The 18,037-nt window shown below is 47.5% G+C and carries 19 protein-coding genes; 9 read left to right on the forward strand and 10 right to left on the reverse strand.

Annotated features, from left to right (window positions below):
• Positions 1 to 45: 45 nt before the first annotated feature.
• Positions 46 to 300 carry a YkoF family thiamine/hydroxymethylpyrimidine-binding protein gene (locus tag BLT32_RS06730; RefSeq protein ID WP_053953324.1) on the forward strand — a complete coding sequence of 85 codons (255 nt, stop codon included), beginning with the start codon at positions 46 to 48 and terminating at the stop codon, positions 298 to 300.
• Here BLT32_RS06730 and BLT32_RS06735 read toward each other — a convergent pair.
• Positions 297 to 905, reverse strand: coding sequence for a methyltransferase family protein (locus BLT32_RS06735; protein ID WP_176764948.1), 609 nt, complete (start codon positions 903 to 905; stop codon positions 297 to 299). The genes BLT32_RS06730 and BLT32_RS06735 overlap by 4 nt on opposite strands.
• A 128-nt stretch (positions 906 to 1,033) precedes the next feature.
• Here BLT32_RS06735 and BLT32_RS06740 point away from each other — a divergent pair, with 128 nt between their 5' ends.
• Positions 1,034 to 1,528, forward strand: a complete 495-nt coding sequence (locus BLT32_RS06740) for a hypothetical protein (RefSeq protein WP_053953482.1) — start codon at positions 1,034 to 1,036, stop codon at positions 1,526 to 1,528.
• On the opposite strand, the gene BLT32_RS06745 is transcribed toward BLT32_RS06740, so the two are convergent.
• On the reverse strand, positions 1,515 to 1,946 hold the full coding sequence (locus BLT32_RS06745; RefSeq protein ID WP_053953323.1) for a nuclear transport factor 2 family protein: 432 nt from the start codon (positions 1,944 to 1,946) through the stop codon (positions 1,515 to 1,517). The genes BLT32_RS06740 and BLT32_RS06745 overlap by 14 nt on opposite strands.
• Before the next feature lie 86 nt (positions 1,947 to 2,032).
• Here BLT32_RS06745 and BLT32_RS06750 point away from each other — a divergent pair, with 86 nt between their 5' ends.
• The 3 genes from BLT32_RS06750 to BLT32_RS06760 all read left to right on the forward strand — a co-directional run bounded on the left by BLT32_RS06750 (position 2,033) and on the right by BLT32_RS06760 (position 3,870).
• The gene (locus BLT32_RS06750) at positions 2,033 to 2,455 is read left to right on the forward strand and encodes a secondary thiamine-phosphate synthase enzyme YjbQ (RefSeq protein WP_053953481.1); all 423 of its coding nucleotides are present in this window, start codon (positions 2,033 to 2,035) and stop codon (positions 2,453 to 2,455) included.
• 2 nt (positions 2,456 to 2,457) lie between these two features.
• The gene (locus tag BLT32_RS06755) at positions 2,458 to 2,904 is read left to right on the forward strand and encodes a GNAT family N-acetyltransferase (RefSeq protein ID WP_053953322.1); all 447 of its coding nucleotides are present in this window, start codon (positions 2,458 to 2,460) and stop codon (positions 2,902 to 2,904) included.
• A 69-nt stretch (positions 2,905 to 2,973) separates the two neighbouring features.
• Positions 2,974 to 3,870, forward strand: a complete 897-nt coding sequence (locus BLT32_RS06760) for an LOG family protein (protein ID WP_053953321.1) — start codon at positions 2,974 to 2,976, stop codon at positions 3,868 to 3,870.
• Between the two features lie 38 nt (positions 3,871 to 3,908).
• Here the strand turns inward: BLT32_RS06760 and pgsW are convergent, their stop codons facing one another.
• The 5 genes from pgsW to BLT32_RS06785 all read right to left on the reverse strand — a co-directional run bounded on the left by pgsW (position 3,909) and on the right by BLT32_RS06785 (position 8,747).
• A complete protein-coding gene (gene pgsW / locus BLT32_RS06765) occupies positions 3,909 to 5,060 on the reverse strand; it encodes a poly-gamma-glutamate system protein (RefSeq protein ID WP_053953320.1) in 1,152 nt (383 codons plus the stop codon).
• 15 nt (positions 5,061 to 5,075) lie between these two features.
• A complete protein-coding gene (pgsC, locus tag BLT32_RS06770; RefSeq protein ID WP_053953319.1) occupies positions 5,076 to 5,651 on the reverse strand; it encodes a poly-gamma-glutamate biosynthesis protein PgsC in 576 nt (191 codons plus the stop codon).
• Positions 5,648 to 6,853, reverse strand: a complete 1,206-nt coding sequence (gene pgsB, locus BLT32_RS06775) for a poly-gamma-glutamate synthase PgsB (protein WP_053953318.1) — start codon at positions 6,851 to 6,853, stop codon at positions 5,648 to 5,650. The genes pgsC and pgsB overlap by 4 nt, the downstream gene beginning before the upstream one ends.
• A gap of 131 nt (positions 6,854 to 6,984) precedes the next feature.
• A complete protein-coding gene (locus BLT32_RS06780) occupies positions 6,985 to 7,323 on the reverse strand; it encodes a zinc ribbon domain-containing protein YjdM (RefSeq protein ID WP_053953317.1) in 339 nt (112 codons plus the stop codon).
• Positions 7,324 to 7,382: 59 nt separating this feature from the next.
• Entirely contained in the window at positions 7,383 to 8,747 is a 1,365-nt protein-coding gene (locus tag BLT32_RS06785; protein WP_053953316.1) for an SLC13 family permease, read from the reverse strand.
• A 61-nt stretch (positions 8,748 to 8,808) separates the two neighbouring features.
• Between BLT32_RS06785 and BLT32_RS06790 the strand changes: the two genes are divergently transcribed.
• Positions 8,809 to 9,750 (forward strand): ATP-grasp domain-containing protein, encoded by a 942-nt coding sequence (locus BLT32_RS06790; RefSeq protein ID WP_053953315.1) that lies wholly within the window; start codon positions 8,809 to 8,811, stop codon positions 9,748 to 9,750.
• A 69-nt stretch (positions 9,751 to 9,819) separates the two neighbouring features.
• Here the strand turns inward: BLT32_RS06790 and BLT32_RS06795 are convergent, their stop codons facing one another.
• Positions 9,820 to 11,958, reverse strand: coding sequence for a TonB-dependent receptor family protein (locus BLT32_RS06795; RefSeq protein ID WP_053953314.1), 2,139 nt, complete (start codon positions 11,956 to 11,958; stop codon positions 9,820 to 9,822).
• A 227-nt stretch (positions 11,959 to 12,185) separates the two neighbouring features.
• Here BLT32_RS06795 and BLT32_RS06800 point away from each other — a divergent pair, with 227 nt between their 5' ends.
• Genes BLT32_RS06800 through BLT32_RS06810 form a run of 3 tightly spaced genes read left to right on the forward strand, consistent with a single transcriptional unit; the run spans position 12,186 to position 14,881 of the window.
• Positions 12,186 to 13,121, forward strand: a complete 936-nt coding sequence (locus BLT32_RS06800; protein ID WP_235443966.1) for an META domain-containing protein — start codon at positions 12,186 to 12,188, stop codon at positions 13,119 to 13,121.
• 25 nt (positions 13,122 to 13,146) lie between these two features.
• Positions 13,147 to 13,593, forward strand: a complete 447-nt coding sequence (locus tag BLT32_RS06805; RefSeq protein ID WP_053953313.1) for an RrF2 family transcriptional regulator — start codon at positions 13,147 to 13,149, stop codon at positions 13,591 to 13,593.
• A 16-nt stretch (positions 13,594 to 13,609) separates the two neighbouring features.
• A complete protein-coding gene (locus BLT32_RS06810) occupies positions 13,610 to 14,881 on the forward strand; it encodes a metal-dependent hydrolase family protein (RefSeq protein ID WP_053953312.1) in 1,272 nt (423 codons plus the stop codon).
• Positions 14,882 to 14,896: 15 nt separating this feature from the next.
• Here the strand turns inward: BLT32_RS06810 and BLT32_RS06815 are convergent, their stop codons facing one another.
• Together BLT32_RS06815 and BLT32_RS06820 are read right to left on the reverse strand one after the other, a co-directional pair.
• Positions 14,897 to 15,784, reverse strand: coding sequence for a MaoC family dehydratase (locus tag BLT32_RS06815; protein WP_053953311.1), 888 nt, complete (start codon positions 15,782 to 15,784; stop codon positions 14,897 to 14,899).
• A 115-nt stretch (positions 15,785 to 15,899) separates the two neighbouring features.
• Positions 15,900 to 17,939: a BCCT family transporter gene (locus BLT32_RS06820; RefSeq protein ID WP_053953310.1), complete on the reverse strand. Its 2,040-nt coding sequence runs from the start codon at positions 17,937 to 17,939 to the stop codon at positions 15,900 to 15,902.
• Between the last annotated feature and the right edge of the window lie 98 nt (positions 17,940 to 18,037).

Consider the following 18,037-nt stretch of genomic DNA (forward strand, 5'->3'; position numbering starts at 1 on the left):
CCTGACAATTTACGTCGCAATAATAACGACAAAGGAGTGACTATCATGAAACTGACGGTTGAAATTAGCAAGTATCCACTGGCAGATGACTATATTGGCCCAATCAAAGGCTTTATTGATGAGCTGAATAAAACCGATGATGTAAAAATTATCACCAATACATTGAGTACTCAGATATTTGGCGACTACGACAAGGTGATGGACGCCTTGCAGCGCTGTATTAAATGGTCATTTGAGCGTTACGGAAAAGTCGTCTTTGTGTGTAAGTTTTTACACGGCGACCTGAGCCCGGAAGACTAAAAAAGCCAACGTGGAACCTGAGCTTTGTAGCTTTGGTACTCATTGCCGTAAAGTTCGCTTAATGCCTGCTCTTCTTTAACGGCTTGAGCACGCATCATGACCACGCCAACCAATAAGCACACTAAGGTGAATAGGCTGGGCAGGGTCAGAAACAGACCAAGTTGGCCGAGCATAATGGCTAAGAACATAGGGTTACGCGAGCGCGCAAAAGGGCCTTGTGTTAACAGTGCCCGGGAGTTGTCGTGGTCGATACCTGAACGCCAGTCCTGACGCATATAGGCGTGGCTGTAACTGACAAAACCAAGTGATACCAACATTGTGAGCATGCCAATAGACAGCACCCAGGGTGTATAAAGTGGTTCTATAATGCCGAGCCAGGTATCAATAGGGTAAAAGGCCCGGGCAATACAAATAAGCAAAATTGCACCGCGGAAGAGGTTAAAAACCTGACGTATCCACCATGTCGCACTGCCTTTTTCACCATATTGAATGTGGCTTTGTGAGGTCCGGCTATTGAGTCCAATGGCAGTACTGGCGTAGTGAACTGCAATAAATAAAAAATAGACGGCTAAAAAGTGGCGGCTAATCAGGTCAATATCGAACAAAAGGATCTCCAGTCTTCGGGACACGCAATCATCTTCCATTCTACGGTTCTTTAAAGAGATTGAAAGAGTCGGGTGAAATATCGTTTTTTGTGCTATTGCTTAACTATGTTCTTGGCAAAGGAAAAATTATGCGCGTTATAACCTATGGTGCTCTGCTGTTAATAACCCTGGCGCTAGTTGGCTGTGCCTCGCCAACGTCTTCCATTCTTATTGGTGACGCCCGGCCGGAGATTCCGGTAGAAGAAGTGAAAGTCTACTTAGAGGCGCCTGACAACTACGAGGAAATAGCCCTTATAGAAGCAAGCAGCGATGCGTCATGGAGCTTTGGTGAACAAGCGAAAATGGAAGCGGTGTTGAAGCGACTGAAACAGGAAGCGGCTAAAGTGGGCGCTAATGGTGTGTTGCTGCAAAAAACCGGAGACAAGCAAGGCGAGTCAGTTTATGTCGGTGCTGGCTCTGGTGGCTATTCCGGTAATGTTGGCTTCGGGGTCAGTGTCGGCAAAGCTTTTGGTTTGACGGATAAAACCGGAGAAGGCATCGCCATTTATGTAAAACCAGATAATGGCGATGCGGCACCAGAGAACGGCTCGTCAGAAATTAAGGAACCTCTTAAGGAACTTTAGTCGCGTTCCAGTTAACCGCTTGCCAGCGGCCATCGCGATGAACTAAAACTCCGGTATTATAGAAGTACTTAGTGACTTTACCTTCTTCTTCAGCGGTTAACGTGAAGTTGAATACAACGGTGTCACCAAACTGTTTTACCTCGATGTCTTCAGCGCCGTACCAGACTTTAACGTTGTCCGGGTTTTTCGCTTTGGCGTCTTTCATGCCTGACATGAGGTGGTCTTTACCAAAACGTTCACCGCTGGAACTGGTATAGGTCAGTTCCTCTGCCCAGAAGCGGTCATGCGCTTTGGGTGCCCCAATGCTAGCGCCGTATAAAAACGCTTCTACTGCTTTGGTTGTTGTTTCCTTAACACTCTCTTGTGCGGTGCCAGCTGCGCTGAACAAAACCGCGATGGCTAATAATAAGTAACGCATTGTCGTTATTCCTTTAAGTTGTTCTTCGGTTTTCGGTATGCTGTAAGCATATGGCAAGCAATGAAGCACGGCAAACAGGTTTACAAATGCTTATCAAACAAACGGAACTGCAACTGGCTCCTCACCCAAGGGGCTTTCACCTTATTACCGACGAGATTGAACGAGCTTTGGTTGAGCTTGGGCAGGTATCAACAGGGTTACTACATGTGTTTATTCGGCATACATCGGCGTCGCTGACTGTTAATGAAAATGCTGACCCGACGGTTCGTCAGGACTTTGAAAGCCACTTTAATGAAATGGTGCCGGAAAACGCTCCTTACTACCGGCATACGTTTGAAGGGCCTGACGATATGCCAGCTCACTTAAAATCGAGCATTCTGGGGAGTAGTTTAACTCTGCCTGTAACCAATGGGCGTTTAAACCTGGGTACATGGCAAGGTATTTACCTGTGTGAACACCGAGACCACGGCGGTGCCCGAACCCTAATTTTAACTCTGCAAGGCGAGTGATAATGCTAAAAAGAGCAACAATAGATGAACTTAAAGAGGCACTGACTTGGCCGGACAATGCGGCGGAGTTTCGCCTGTGGTTTGGTGAAAAAGTACCTTATGGCAGTTCCGCAGAGACTATTTGGGATCAGATTAAAGCAGAAGAGCGTGGCACTTATACCTTTTATCAAGATGGTGAGTTTATCGGTTTTGCACAAGCCTACCAAAAAGTCGAGAACGGTATACACATCGCGTGTCTTATTGTGAACTCTGCAGTTCGTGGTCAGGGGCTGGGTAGAAAATTTGTCGAGGCTTTGTTGGAAAACGCTTGGTCACAGGAAGAAACTCAGTTTATTACTTTGAATGTGTATCCGGAAAACGAGCCTGCCAGACGGTTATACAACAGTCTGGGCTTTGATGAAGTTGGCGAAAATCAAGGTATGGTTGCAATGCGGCTGGAGTCTCAATAAATCAGCAGATTTAAGCCGTTTTTACGGTAAACTGATGCGAAACAATACATAAACCCTAACGGACTCTCCATGACAGAAAACGAACTTCGCCGGCGTCGTCTTATTTCCGCCAAGCAGTCAGAAGAATCTATAGCAAAGATAGAGGGGCAAGGCTCCTACAAATTGGCCTTTGCTGACCATGACTTTTTGTTGAGTGATGACTTACGAGCCGTGCGCCTTCAGCTGGAGTATTTAAAGCCTCAGCTGACGCTGGAAAAGCACAATGTCGATGCCACTATCGTGGTGTTTGGCAGTGCACGATTTTTGCCGCCCGAGCAGGCAAAGCATGATGTTGGTATCGCCGAGCAGGCGCTGGAGAAAGACCCTGAAAACGATACCCTTAAAGGACACCTTAAGCGGGCAAAAAGGGCTCTGAAAAACAGTGCTTATTATCAGCAGGCAATGGACTTTGCGCGTATTGCGACAGAACACAACCTCTGCCACGACGATGAAAACCTAATGATTGTCAGTGGTGGAGGTCCCGGCGTCATGGAAGCAGCAAACCGCGGAGCGATGGAAGCCGGAGGTGACAGCATTGGCTTGAATATTGTGTTGCCTCACGAGCAACGGCCAAACCCTTATATAACCCCCGAATACTGCTTCCAGTTTCATTATTTTGCTATTCGGAAAATGCACTTTCTGCAACGTGCGCGGGCGCTGGTGGCTTTCCCCGGTGGGTTCGGCACGCTGGATGAACTGTTTGAAACCTTAACTCTGGTTCAAACCCAAAAGTCTGAGCCAGTGCCTATTGTCTTAGTCGGCAAGGAATTTTGGGAACGCCTTATAGATTTCGATCTATTAGTGGAAGAAGGCACAATTGCCGAGCAGGACCTAGAGTTATTTGAAATTGTCGATAGTGCCGAAGAAGCCTGGCAGACCATTTGTCATTGTTATGACTTAAAAAACGGCGGCGAGCCAGTTGCCTAGTTCGCCGCTTTGAGTGCTCTTGGATGAAATGGTCACGATTAAACCATGGGCTTTGTGCCTTTACCGCTGTGGCCCGAACGTTGCCATAAACTGGTAATACGCGCGGAGCGAACAATAAGCCACGTCAGACCAAATAAGCCGACAGCCAACCCCAGCGCCAACCAACGGTTGTAAGTGGTCGCAGAATAAACGCCGCCATTTCCAACAGGCACAGCCTCAGGTGGCATCAACGGCAAACCATGACGCTCAGCCATGGTTTTAATGCCAATGAAGTGAATGCCCGGGATATCTTCCTGTAAGAAGTAACCCATAACAGTCTCTACGGCAAAGGCGCGTGCAGGGGCGTCTTCCTGTAAACCTGAACTGAACATGTCATCAATGCCGGGAGGGCCAACAACGGTCGCACCACCACCGACATTAATGTAAGCGGTATAATTACGCTCAGCTGAGTATTCACGGAAAATTGCTATACGATCGGCGACCGCTTCCTGATAGTTAGCTGGTTCTATGAATTTCACATCAGCTCGCTCAATAGACGCCTTAATTGACTTTAAACCCTCTTCCGGAAGACCGATACCTCGATCTTCAATACCGCCAATTGAGGCGTAGTCGGCATGAAGGCTAATAACACCCGATTCGCGCAGCTTACGCTCCATATCTAGCCATAGAAAGTTGGGAACGTTGGCGCCCCACTGTGAAGACGAAGCGGAAGCAACAATAACAGCATTGGCCTCCATTGCCTCAAGCGCAGAATATACTGCTAAGTTGAGAGCCGGAAATGAGCCTGAAACAGTCACAGCAACTAAATCACCTTTTTTAACACCAGCTTCCGCTAATAATTTAACAGCAACAGCGGCCCAATTTGGGTTAATGGTGGTTTGTTTTGACTCACGACCGCCATGGTTAGTGGTTACAATACTGTTTTCTAAACCGACCAAGCCAGACCTTTGTGGGTCAAACTCCGGGTTAATAGGTGCTAATTGAGCTCTTAGTGGCTGTAGCACATTCATGCCTTCACGCATGATTTTAGCAGCGTTCACCATGGTCGCGTAGTTGTCTTCAACGACTGGATCGCGTTGTTTCATTTTTTCTGCCGCGACAACCACGATAATTGCGACGACAATTAAGAAAATAAGTCCCCAGGTTGGTACACCTGAAGAGCGCCAATAAATTTTAGTAAAACTACTCATTATAGGGTTCTCCTGTTACCAACCGGGCATTTGAAAGGCTTTGCTAGCTTCATACATCTGCAGAGATTCAGGCATAATGACAATTAGCGCTAAACGTACTAATACGGCGGTCACTGCTAGTCCGCACAGTGTCTGCAAAACGCCTTGCCGATCAAACCAAATAGCGATAAGTCCAGGAATAATGTAACCGATAATGCTACTTTCCATGACTGACATCATGACAGAGGACTCAAGTGCTCCAACCTGGGCTTGCGCATCATCACCGCCAGCAATCATTTGTAAGTCAGCCCAGTTCACTAAGTTGCCAATAAATAAGTCGAACAGACCCGCAATTAAGTAGCCGGTCAGAATCATAATGATGGTTTGGCGGCGGCCATAAATAATGGCAAAACTGGCAATGACTTTTACAATCAAATAAGTAATGAGCGCAGCCAGTAAGGTAATGGCCAGGCTTAGCGGGTCTGTCAGCTGCAGAGCGACATAGCCGGGAACGACCAAACCACCTGCTGCTAATCCCAATGTATGGGTAAGTAATAATGTGAAAAATAAGCCAACGCCAATGGCAACGGCCAATATGTTAAGCGCTATCATAAATCTTCCTCTTTAACGGCACGGTTTTGGAAGAAACGAGCGACTTCTTCGCCGCCGCCGTGAATATTACACATACCAACAACCAGTGCGTTGCCTGCAGATTCTTCTAAAATAGTCTCGGTTATGTCAGTGGTTTCACCACCTTCGAGTACCAATAGTTTTTCTGGGTCGAGACCGTGTTTAACGGCATTTCGAACAAAGACAAAGCAACCCGAACCCATTAAAATAACCTTGTCGGCGGCGGTCCATTTGCCCGCTTCTTCAGCCATTTGCTGTGAGCGATGAGGTCGGTCAGCCCGGCAATTAATGAGCATGATCTTTTTGCGGCCTTCACCGAATTTCTCAATCATGTTTTCCCAGATTTTACCGGTCGACTCAGGGTCGTTAGCTGCAAAACCGTTAACGAAAACAATCTCTCGCTTGAAGTAGTTAATGTGCAGAACCTGCATGGCACCGGCTTCTGGCTCAAGTTCGGTCATGCCTTTTAAGGCTTTATCACGGTCAACGCCCAGGTGCTCGCAAATTTTTAAGGCCAAAGCGACGTTTTCTTTGTGCTCGGCATAACGAAACTGACTCATGGTGTCATCGGAAATCGCTTCGACTTCTTCTAATGAGATACCGTGTAACTCTGACTTTCTGTCTTTACAGGAATGCTCGAAAGTCGGTAATAAGTCACGTTCGGCGGTAAATAAATTACCTTTCACCGGAGTGCTTCCCGCCAGTGCTAAGGCGACATCCTCTTCGCCGGGACCCATCACATCTAAATGGTCAGGGCGGGCATTAGTAATGACACCCACATTGGAGCGCACCATGCGTAGCTCACTTAAAGACTGGTACTGTGGTTGTAATGCCATACACTCCATCACGACAATCTCAGGCTTTAATCTTGCCATGCGTTTAAGTGTTCGCATTTGCTCTATAATGTTTGCGCCACTGATGCGGTAAATTGGGAACTCGCGACCGTCAGGGTCGGTGACTGCGGCGGCGGAGCCCGTTGTTTTCGCACAAACACGTTTACCGCCGGCACGAAGCCCTGCGGCAATGAGTCTAGTGACACTGGTTTTCCCGCGCGTACCATTGACATGAACACGAACCGGAATGCGGCTCACCAGCCAACGGTGTTTTAGCGCTTCTAAGCCGCCTGCCAGAACAAGTGCTACCCAAAGTCCTGCAACAATGGCGAGCAAAACAGGTATTTCCATAATCGCTCCCCTTAACATACATAAATGTATGTATTCTTTTTAGCGAACCTTTATGAAAAAAACCAATGAATTTAGGGATCTTTACACTTCTTCCCGCGGTGGCGTTTCAATATTACACCGCAAAAGTTAAGTTACGCTTTTTTCACGAACTCTGACTTCAACTTCATTGGGCCAATGCCGTCAATTTTGCAGTCGATGTCATGATCACCCTCTACCAGGTGAATATTTTTTACTTTCGTGCCGACCTTAACGACGGAAGAAGATCCTTTTATTTTCAAGTCTTTAATCACAGTGACGGTATCGCCGTCTTCAAGCGGTGTGCCGTTAGAGTCACGGTACTGGGGGGTATTTTCAGTGTCTATTGGTTCATCTTCAGACCACTCATGGCCGCATTCAGGGCAAACCAGTAAGTTACCGTCGTGATAAGTGAAGGTTGACTGGCATTCAGGGCAGGCGGGGAAGTCGCTCATTAGAAATCCTTTTAAATTAAAAAGAGGCGCAATTATAGCCTGTTAGCGCCACGCCCGCATTAAACGAACAGCAACACCGCAATTGTTGTTATTACGGCCAGTAGAACGTTAAGAACAACTCCCTCTCGTGCCATAGCTTTTATCGTAATGCGTTTAGAGGCAAACACAATAGAGTTTGGCGGTGTTGCGACAGGCATGCAGAATGCACAGCTACAGGCAATAACGGCCGGAATCATCAGTAATTCAATCGGTAACTGTAATGCCGTAGCGGTGGCTGCCAAAATAGGCATAAGTAGAGTGGCGGTCGCTGTATTGGATGTGACTTCGGTGACAAACGAGACGGTCAGAGTGAGCACAAAAATGAGCAACCATAAAGGAAGCGCACCTAACGCTGTGAGCGACTGGCCAATGATATCGCCCAAACCGCTTTCCATAACGCCCCGGGCCAGACAAATACCGCCGGCGAACAACAACAAGATGCCCCAGGGAATGTCCTTTGCCAACGGCCAGTTAAGCAGTTTTTCGTGCTTAACTTTGCCGCTTGGAATCACAAACATCGCAACCACACCGGCTAAAGCGACAGTGGCATCATTTAAGCTGCCCAGCCCTAAAAAGCCGGTCCAGCCGCCAAATGGTGCTGTGCGGGTTATCCACAGAAAAACGACGGCACCAAACACTATTAATACGCGCTTTTCATAGGTGGTCATTTTACTCGTAGTGGGAAGCTCTAATGGTTTTGTGAGCTTGACGTTTCGGGTGAGCCAGAAGGCAATAACAGGCAACCCGAGTAATACCATCGGTAAACCAATGCCAAGCCAGCGGGTAAAGCTGAACTCGGTTCCGGTAATATTCTGATAAATGGAGGCGAAAATTAAATTAGGCGGTGTGCCGACCAGGGTAGCAATACCGCCTAACGAGCCGGCGTAAGCAAGACCCAATAACAGTGCGCGTTGAAAGCTTTCGTCGTCGCTGGCATCGGCGAGTGCCAGAGCGACGGGCAAAAGTGCCAGAACACCAGCGGTATTCGATATCCACATGGATAAAAATGCGGTCGCAGCCATAAACGAGATAACCACTTTGCGACCATTGTCAGCTCCGATACGGGCGATAAGCGTTAATGCCATACGTTTGTGAACGCCGCTGGCTTCCACCGCTTTGGCCAACATAAAGGCACCCATGAACAATAAAATGATATTGTCACCCAGCGCGCCTGCAGCGGTGCTGGTATCAATAACTCCGAATACGGGCAGTAACACGAAGGGCAACAATGAAGTGACAGGCAGAGGAATGCATTCGGTGACCCACCACCAAGCGACCCAGATCACAGTACACAGGGTAAGAGCTGCCGGTAAAGGCATATTGGCGAGTTGGGTGGCAAGCAGTACAGTGAGAGTGGTTAATGGCCCCAGCGCTAAATGTTTCATTAAACGATTTTTCTATCCATAGCGTATCTTTCCCAGTAAAGATAATAGATAAGAGGTTCACATGCGAGATATTGTTATTCTGCACGAAAATGAAGAGTGGCTAGTGCCATTGAGAGCAGAATTTGAGAAGCGCGGAGTTGCGGCCAAAGAATGGTTTCTTGATACGGGGATTATTCCTTTTACCGAACTACCCGATGATGCGGTGTACTACAACCGTATGAGCGCATCGTCACATACGCGTGGACATCGGTTCGCACCTGAACTGACCCGTATGGCGCTTACCTGGCTTGAAAACAACAACCGCACCGTTGTGAATGGCAGCGGTGTGCTGGCGCTGGAAGTGTGTAAATTATCGCAGTATGCGGCTTTGCAAAAAGCCGGACTCAATGTGCCAAAAACACAAGCTGTGGTTGGCAAAGAGCTTATTGCGGAAGCGGCTGAAAACTTTGCTCAATGGCCACTTATTTTGAAACCAAACCGTGGCGGTAAGGGCTTGGGAGTTATCAAGTTTGACGATGTGGCCGGTTTGCAAGCTTATATAGAGAGCGATGACTACGAAGAGCCATTAGACGGTGTTTGGCTGTTGCAGGAGTACATTAAGCCGAAGCAACCGCACATTACTCGTAGCGAATTTGTTGGTCAGAAGTTTGTATACGCAGTCAATGTGAATACAGAGCAGGGTTTTGAGCTTTGTCCGGCGGACGTATGCAGTGTTGACGATGCGTTCTGCCCCACGAGCGAAGCACCGGCGGAGACCCCCAATAAGTTTTCGATTACAAAACGCTTTAACGGCCACGAAATTATTTTCGCGCTTGAGGCGTTTTTGAAAGCAAATGATATTGATGTGGCGGGTATTGAGTTCATTGAGGACGAAAAAGGCGAGTTGTACGTTTATGACGTGAATACCAATACGAACTACAATCAAACTGCCGAGCGCGAAGCCGATGTGAAGCAAACTGGAATGGGTGCGTTGGCGGATTACCTTATTGGTTTAGCCAAATAATTAACCCGTAAACAAAAAAACGGCCCCAACTTGTGGGGCCGCAAAAAAGCCAGGGAGAGAGTCTGGCGTTTAGAAAGTGTATTCAACACCAAATGACGCTGTTTGAGGTTTGTTAGGGCGTGCACCATGCGGTGAGCGAGCCACAATTTTTTGCTGATCAAACAGGTTTTCGACTTTGAAATAAACCGCCATGTTGTTGTTCATCTCATAACGGCTGACAAAATCAGTCACAAATACAGACTCCGTTCTGTCGAATTGACTGTCGGTACGGTTACAGCCGACATCGACACACATCTCGTCCGCGTACTTCGCTACAACGTAGTTAATCCAACCGTTTTGGTTGTCTAAAGCAACGCGCATACTGAAGGTGTTTTGCGGAATATCGTTTAACTCATCGCCATCCATTAGACCTGACACGGCGTTGTCTTTGCTAATTTCACCTTTGGTGTAGGTGTAAGTCACATCTACAGGTATCAGGAAGCTCCCAGCTTCAAAGGTGTTGCTCGCCTGGAATTCTAAACCGCGAACGACCGAATCGCCCAGGACGTAGTTGCCTGACTCTGCGCCGTTGTCACAAGGGTTAGCAATAGAGCATTGCTGTGTGGTGTCGCTAAAGTCGCTGTAGAAACCAACCGCTTCGACAAATAGAGCACCTTGGTTGTAACGCACGCCAGCTTCATAGTTCGTGCTGGTTTCAGGCTCCTGGTTTTCGGTTGCGCCGCCACCTAAAGGAGAGAAGCCTTTGTGAACACCAGCAAGAACCTGCCAGTTGTCGTTTACGTCATAAGTAAAGGAGGCACCAGGTAACCATTCGCTGCTATCGTTAGAGCGTGCGCTGTCTAACTCACTACGGTCCGGCACTGCAAACTGTAGGCGTGAAGATTCAACGTCTTCATGACGAAGTGCCAGGTTAACCATCAAATCGTCAGTAACTTGCCACTGGTCAGTAACCCAAAAGCTGACGGCTTCAGCTTTTTCTAAACGGTTGTCGCCACCGGTTGGTTGAATGAACGAGTCAAACACCAGGCTACCGTTAACTTGATCGAAGACTTCTTTTAATTGGTAACGATCCATTTCGTCGGTGTGATCACGTACGCCAATTTTGAGGAAGTGCGATGCCAGCTCAATACCGGTATTTACTTCAACGCCATAAGAGTCGTAGCCACGGTTACCGTTGGTCCAGGTTATGTCTTGGTAATCTTGCTCGCCGTGTAAAACAGCTAGCGCGTCAGTGTCACCCGCATTGGCTAAGTCAACTAAGCCATTAACAACACCCGCTTTAAACCAGTTACGCTTAAAGTGGTTTTTATAGGTGAGCACATTCAATTCAACGGCGTCAGTTAGCTCCAGGTTGTAGTTAAGGCTGATAGCGTCATGATGATTGTTCATCTGGTCAATTTCAGACAACCCATAACGGCGGTTAGGGTTTTCAGCGAAGTCTGCGTCAGTAAGACCTGCATAAGTTTCGTTTGAGGTTTCTTCTGAATACTGGAATTTAGCCAGTAAACTTTGACGATCGCCTGTCCATTTTAGTTTGGCCACATAATCTTCAATGTCGAACCCGGCATCACGACCACTGCGGTCAATGTTTTTAAATCCGTCGCTGCTGCGCTGTACGGTTTCTAGCAAGAACCCCCATTGACCTTCAGTTCCACCAACGTGAGCGTGAATATCACGGCTGCTGTTTTCACCAAACTCTGTTAACACCTGCCCACCAAACTGTTCTGGGACTGGGGTCGTGACCAGATTAAGCACACCACCCGTGGTTTGAGGACCGTAACGCAATAAAGGGGCGCCTTTGAGTACCTCAATCGATGACATGCGGAATGTGGTGGGGAAGTAGTAGGCTGAAGGGTTAGAGTAAGGTGCTGGCGCCATCATCACGCCGTCTTCCAAAATAGTAACTTTACTGACACGACCAGCGGTTGCGGCACGGATACCAATGTTTGGTCGTAGGCCCTGACCGTCTTCCTCACGCACATAAACACCCGGGATGGTTTTCATTAACTGGTTAATATCCGTGGGTACTTCGATGCGCATTTGCTCTTCGTCGATAACCGCGCTTGATCCCGCTGTGGCTCTCGAATCAGTTTTCGTACCGATAATTTTGATTTGTTCAATGTCATCGGTTCGGTCAATAGCAACCTCTGCAAAGGCTGGAGCGGCGAAGCTTGTAAGAATAGCCGTAGTCAGTAACGTCTTTTTCATGATCTACCCTGTTAATGTTTTTTGAAAGGTTATTTCATTATTGGTTTATCAAATCGCTGCGAATGCTAATATAAATAATAATGATTCGCAACAACATCTTTGATCTAACGCAACTCCTTAGTCGGTTTTTTTAAGGCACTGGTCGCTCGCTTCTTCAGAGCGTTTGGTTAAAAGCGCATTCGCGAGTAAAGTGTGTAGATAAAGAATCAGTAGCTAAGGCGTTTTAAATGATGAAGATAATAAAACTGGCAGCGGGCTTGAGTGCACTTTCCGTTTTAGCAGGGTGCAGCTCACTTACCAGCGACTCGAAACAAAGTATTCAGTACCAATGCGGCGCAGCAGAAGTCGAGCTCAACTTTGCTGACGAATCGGCGACACTTCATTACAAAGACAGCTCGGTACCTTTGAAGCGAGTGGTTAGCGCATCCGGTGCACGATACAACGATGGTTCAGATCCAATAACCCAGTACTGGGGAAAAGGGAACGAAGCAACTATTACCTGGCGTGGGCAGGAGTTGCCGACGTGCGTCGAACAAGGAACATTGCCAAAACACTTCACGGGGCGTGGCAACGAACCTTTTTGGCAGGTGGCAGTTAACCCGCAGCATATGACCATTACTACGCCAGACACTGAAGCTATAGTCGACGTTTCGCCTGCTAAGGTTGTTTCAGAGAGTCCTTATGAATGGCGTATTGAGTCAGCAACAGAAACGCAGTTAGTGGTTATAAATACCTTATGTCGAGATTCCATGAGCGGACGTCTCTATCCCTACCAAGTCGATTTGCACGAAGGCGGTAATGTCTATTCCGGCTGTGGCGGTGACAGCGAATGGCTGGTGCAGGGCGTTGAGTGGCAATTGGTTGAGTTTGACGAGCATTCACTGAATACGAAAGCGCCAACACTGAGTTTTCTGGCTGACGGTCAGTTGACCGGCTTTAATGGTTGCAACCGCTATTTCGGTCAATACAACTTAGGTGGTGAGCTGGCGCAAATACGACTGATGGGCAGCACCAAAATGGCGTGTCCGGAAACGGCCAGCCAGCTGGAAAGAGACTTCAGTGAAGCCATGCAGCGCGTTTATCAAGTCAGCATCGATAATAAAGAGCGGTTAGTGTTGACCACTCGCGGTAATCGACAACTGATATTTGTCGAGCACAACTAGTTATATCCTGATAGGGTTAATACCTATGCAACTTAAAAAATACACCGATTATGGCTTGCGCGTTTTAATGTATTTAGCGGCGAAAAAAGATGATGACAGAGTGACTATTGATGAGCTCAGTGGCATTTTTAATGTGCCTAGAAACCACTTAAATAAAGTGGTCCATCAATTGGGAAAGGAAGGGCTCATTGAAACCCGACGGGGAAAAAACGGCGGTTTTTTGCTGGCCGTTGACCCCGCCGATGTTCGACTAGACAAGATCATTCGTCGGTTAGAAGGCGACGAATACTGGATAGATTGTCACAAGCCTGAATGTGCGATATTTCCAGCCTGCGAGCTGAAGAATTTAATAAACGAAGGTAAGGAAACGTTCTATCGGTTTTTATCAGACTATACATTGGCTTCGCTAATGCAGAATGACGCTGATATTCGCCGACTCTGGGGACAGGAAATTCCAATAAACGAAGCATAATAATAAGGGGAGTTTCATGCTTAAAAAGTTAGCAGTAGGCATAGCCGTTGGTTTGGCTGCAACATCTGCGCAGGCGAGTGACTGGCTGCATTGCGGCGATGTTTTTGACAGCCAATCAGGGCAACTTGTTGGTGAGCGCTATATTGAAGTTGAAAACGGTGATATTAAATCGGTGAAGGTTAATGCTCCGGGGAATTCGGGTAGTTTGATAGACTTATCGGACAGCACTTGCCTGCCTGGTTTTATTGACCTCCATGTGCATTTAGATGGTCAGTCAGGACCCAACTCATACATTAAACAGTTTACTCAGAACCCAGCCGACTTGGCCCTGGTTGCTCAGAATTACGGCATGAAAACGCTGAAAGCTGGCTTTACGACGGTACGTAACCCAGGCGACTCGGACAATGTGACTATCGCCCTGCGAAATGCGATTAACGCAGGCATTACCGATGGCCCGCGCATTTACACTGCAGGCAAGTCGATTGCTACAACAGGTGGGCATGCGGACCCGACAAATGGCTGGAAAGAACAGCTTATGGGTCGCCCAACACCGAAAGACGGGGTTATCAATAGTGAAGAAGATGCTCGTGAAGCGGTTCGTCAGCATTACAAAGATGGTGCCGACTTTATTAAAATTACCGCAACCGGTGGTGTATTAAGTATGGCCAGCAGCGGTGATAACCCTCAGTTTACTGACGATGAGTTAGAAGCTTTGGTTGATATTGCCGATGATTACAACTTTCATGTAGCGGCTCATGCGCACGGTAAAGCAGGTATGCTTCGCGCAGTAAAAGCGGGTATTGCCTCAGTTGAGCATGGTACCTATATGGACGATGAAGTCATTGCTGCAATGAAAGAGCATGGCACGTATTTAGTGCCAACAATACTGGCGGGTAAATTCGTTGCTGAAAAAGCCGAAATTGATGGCTACTTTCCTGAAGTCGTAAGGCCGAAGGCGCGCGAAATTGGTCCTAAAATTCAGGATACCTTCGCAAAAGCGTATAAAGCCGGTGTGAACGTTGCCTTTGGTACGGACACTGGTGTGTCAGCGCATGGTGACAATGCGCTGGAATTCCAGTACATGGTCGAAGCCGGTATGCCGGAAGCTGAAGCAATTCAAGCGGCAACCAGTATCGCTGCTGACTTCCTTAAGAACGATAAAATTGGCCGTATCGAAGCGAATAAGAAAGCCGACATTGTGGCGGTAAAAGGGAATCCTTTAGAGGATATTACACTGCTGCAAAACGTTAGCTTCGTTATGAAAGGCGGAAAAGTGTATAAGCAGTAATATAATAATGAGGGGTCAGTCGAACCGTACTGACCCTTCTAGTTTTAAAGATGTATGGTCGCCACTGCGCACTTCATACTTGGTTTTATCTTCCGCGAAATTTACCCATAGCTGCACTCTCGCAGGCAAAATAACCGGTCGTTTAAAGGTTACATCTATGTAGGTTACTGCTTTTGACTGTTGACGTTCGAGCTCTGCTTGGGCCCGCGCCATCATATACATGCCGTGAATTATCGGTTTTTCAAACCCGAACCAGCGCGACACGAGCGGATGCAAATGGATAGGGTTAAAATCGCCGGATATACGAGCGTATCGACGACCCATACCGCTGCCTAATTGCCAGTGCGCTAAGTTGTTCCAACCTTCATCGGGCTCAAAGGGTTTGGGGGGCGCTTTTTTAGCTTTGGCGTTGCTATTATCGCCTTTCATGACCTGATAAACACTGGTGCATGTGGAGACTTTCTCACCGTTTTGCCAAAACTCGACCGTGAACTGGGGCCTTAACCGGCGTGGAGACACATCAGGTCCGCGCTTAGGTACTTTGACTTTTGACACCAGTTGAAACGACTGGTCGATTTGAATAACCGCATGGCGCTCTAGTTTGTTGCTGACGTGCACCAAACCCGGTGCCGGCCAGGGGAAGCTGTCATCGAGCATTTGCGCTAAGTGCGCACGCTGCGCAATGCAATAAAGCATGGCAAGCGGGACATCACTCACAAAGCCACCAAAAGCATCGTGATACTTTTCAAGTTGCTTATCTGCCGGAGCGGGAATGGAGTAGTGCTTTTCCAGGGTTTCTGAATTGGCCTCAGACTCATCGCTACGCTGCAGGGTAAATAATGACCTGAACAGCATACTTGGCATGGGGGCAAGTTTTTGCGGATGGTTATCCACACGTTCCATAGTGATAGTGACTCCCTACTGACTTAGTGGTTATTCTCGCACATGTTGCAAAAATTCAACAGTCCGACCACTAAAAAGCCGCTCCGGAGAGCGGCTTGCTTAGTTTTTCTTCGCGTTACTTATTGGTTTCTATGTCGTCGTTAAGATCTTCATCGTGTTTTTCGAGATCCCACGGCAGAACACCCGGACTGTGGTGTCTGAAGTGCAGGTAGTTCTCGAATTGGTTAATCACGTCATTGATGATATCCGACGATTCATAACCGTAAAGATCATACGACTGACCACCCTGTCTCAGGAACACCTCGGCACGATAGTACGTTTCGCGATTTTGGTCGTTGCTAAGCACAAACTCAGGTAACAAGTAGTCGCGCAGACGTATTTCGTAAGCGAAGTCCAAGTCATTTTCTTTTTCAACGCTTAAAATAATACGGTTGTGCTCCTCATCCGTCGTGAACTCAGCTGGCCAGTCCTGGCTTTTCAGCTCTTCTTTTACTTTTTTCAAAGATTCTGTCGCTGGTCCGTTAATAAATTCCAGTACAGGCTCTTTTTTCGGAAAGTCGACCAGGCCGGCTAAGCGTTTTTTCCAATAGTCAGGACCTTCGTTAACACCGCGACGGTGATGATGGCGATGGCTCTTCAGACTGTTGTATTGGTGCCCTTCAATAACCAACGCACGCCACATTCCGGCCGCCGATATCAAAATAATGACAGCGAACGGTAAGGCACTAGTTATTGCTGCGGTTTGCAGCGCGCCTAAGCCGCCGGCAACCAGCAGTACTGCCGCAACAACGCCTTCACTACTTGCCCAGAAAACACGCTGCCATACAGGTGTTTCCATACCACCGGATGCTAACGAGTCGATAACCAGTGAGCCAGAGTCCGATGATGTCACGAAGAAGGTAATAATTAAGAGCACAGTGACAAAGCTAACAATGCTGGTCAGAGGCAGTTCTTCGTAGAGTTTAAACAGGGCTATGGCCTGGTTATCCTGCACTTCAGAGATGAGTGCTGTGTAACCTTCGTTCATGATCATATTCAATGCGGTATCGCCAAATACGGCGAACCAGAAGAACGTGAATATGGTAGGCACGAACATGACCCCAAAAACAAACTGGCGAATAGTGCGACCGCGACTGATTTTGGCAATGAACAGCCCAACGAACGGTGCCCAGGCGATGGTCCAGCCGAAGATAAATAGCGTCCAGTTACCAATCCAGTCACTGCGTTCATAAGCTTGCAAGTTAAAGGTACGTTCCACAATGCCGCTTAAGTAAGCGCCAGTGTTTTGCAGGAAGGTTTCCAGAATGTGGATTGTAGGTCCGGCAATGAACACGAATAATAGTAGGAAAAGCACCAGTGTCATGTTCAACAGAGACAGCCGTTTAATCCCTTTATCCATGCCGGCAACAACCGATGCTATCGCGGCGAGAGTAATAACACCTATTGCAATAATTTGCACGGTGGTCCCCACAGGAATGTCTTCCCACAAATAGTTGAGGCCGGTGTTTATTTGTATCACCGACAAGCCCAAGGTTGTGGCAATACCAAACATAGTTCCCAGCACCGCAAAGGTATCTACAGCGTGTCCTATTGGGCCATTAATTTTCTCGCCAATTAGCGGATACAGCGTAGAGCGCATGGACAGTGGAAGGCCATGTCGGAATGAGAAATATGCCAGAACTAATCCCACTAGGCCATAAATAGCCCAAATGTGGAAGCCCCAGTGGAAGTAGGCAATTTGCATAGCCTGTTTAGCGGAGCCAATTGTTTCAGCCGCGCCTGCGGGCGGTTCCGCGTAATGTAAGACAGGCTCTGAGACACCGAAAAAAAGTAAAGCAATACCGTAACCCGCCGAAAACAGCATGGCGAACCAAGAGGTAAAGCTGTATTCCGGTTCACAATGGTCGGGACCTAATTTAATACGCCCCCAGCGCGATATTGCCACACCAATAATGAATACTAAGAAAAGAGCGACGGCGAGCATGTAAAACCAACCAAAGTTGTCAGTAATACCTGCTAACGTCCAGTTAAAAAGTTCACCGGCTTTTTCAGGCGCACTCAACGTCCCTATCACCAGCAAAGTAATCACAATAACAGCCGGTAAAAACACCGGAATCAATATTGCGTTGTGCCACTTAGCTTTCTCCGCTGACATAAAAACTCCTGTTTTTATTATGGTTTGTATATATATAGCGTACTTATTTTGTTTTGTAATGGGTCACTTTACATTTCTTTTACTGCTTATTTTGTAAT

This window comes from Idiomarina zobellii (assembly GCF_900100855.1).
Taxonomy (GTDB): Bacteria; Pseudomonadota; Gammaproteobacteria; order Enterobacterales; family Alteromonadaceae; genus Idiomarina; species Idiomarina zobellii.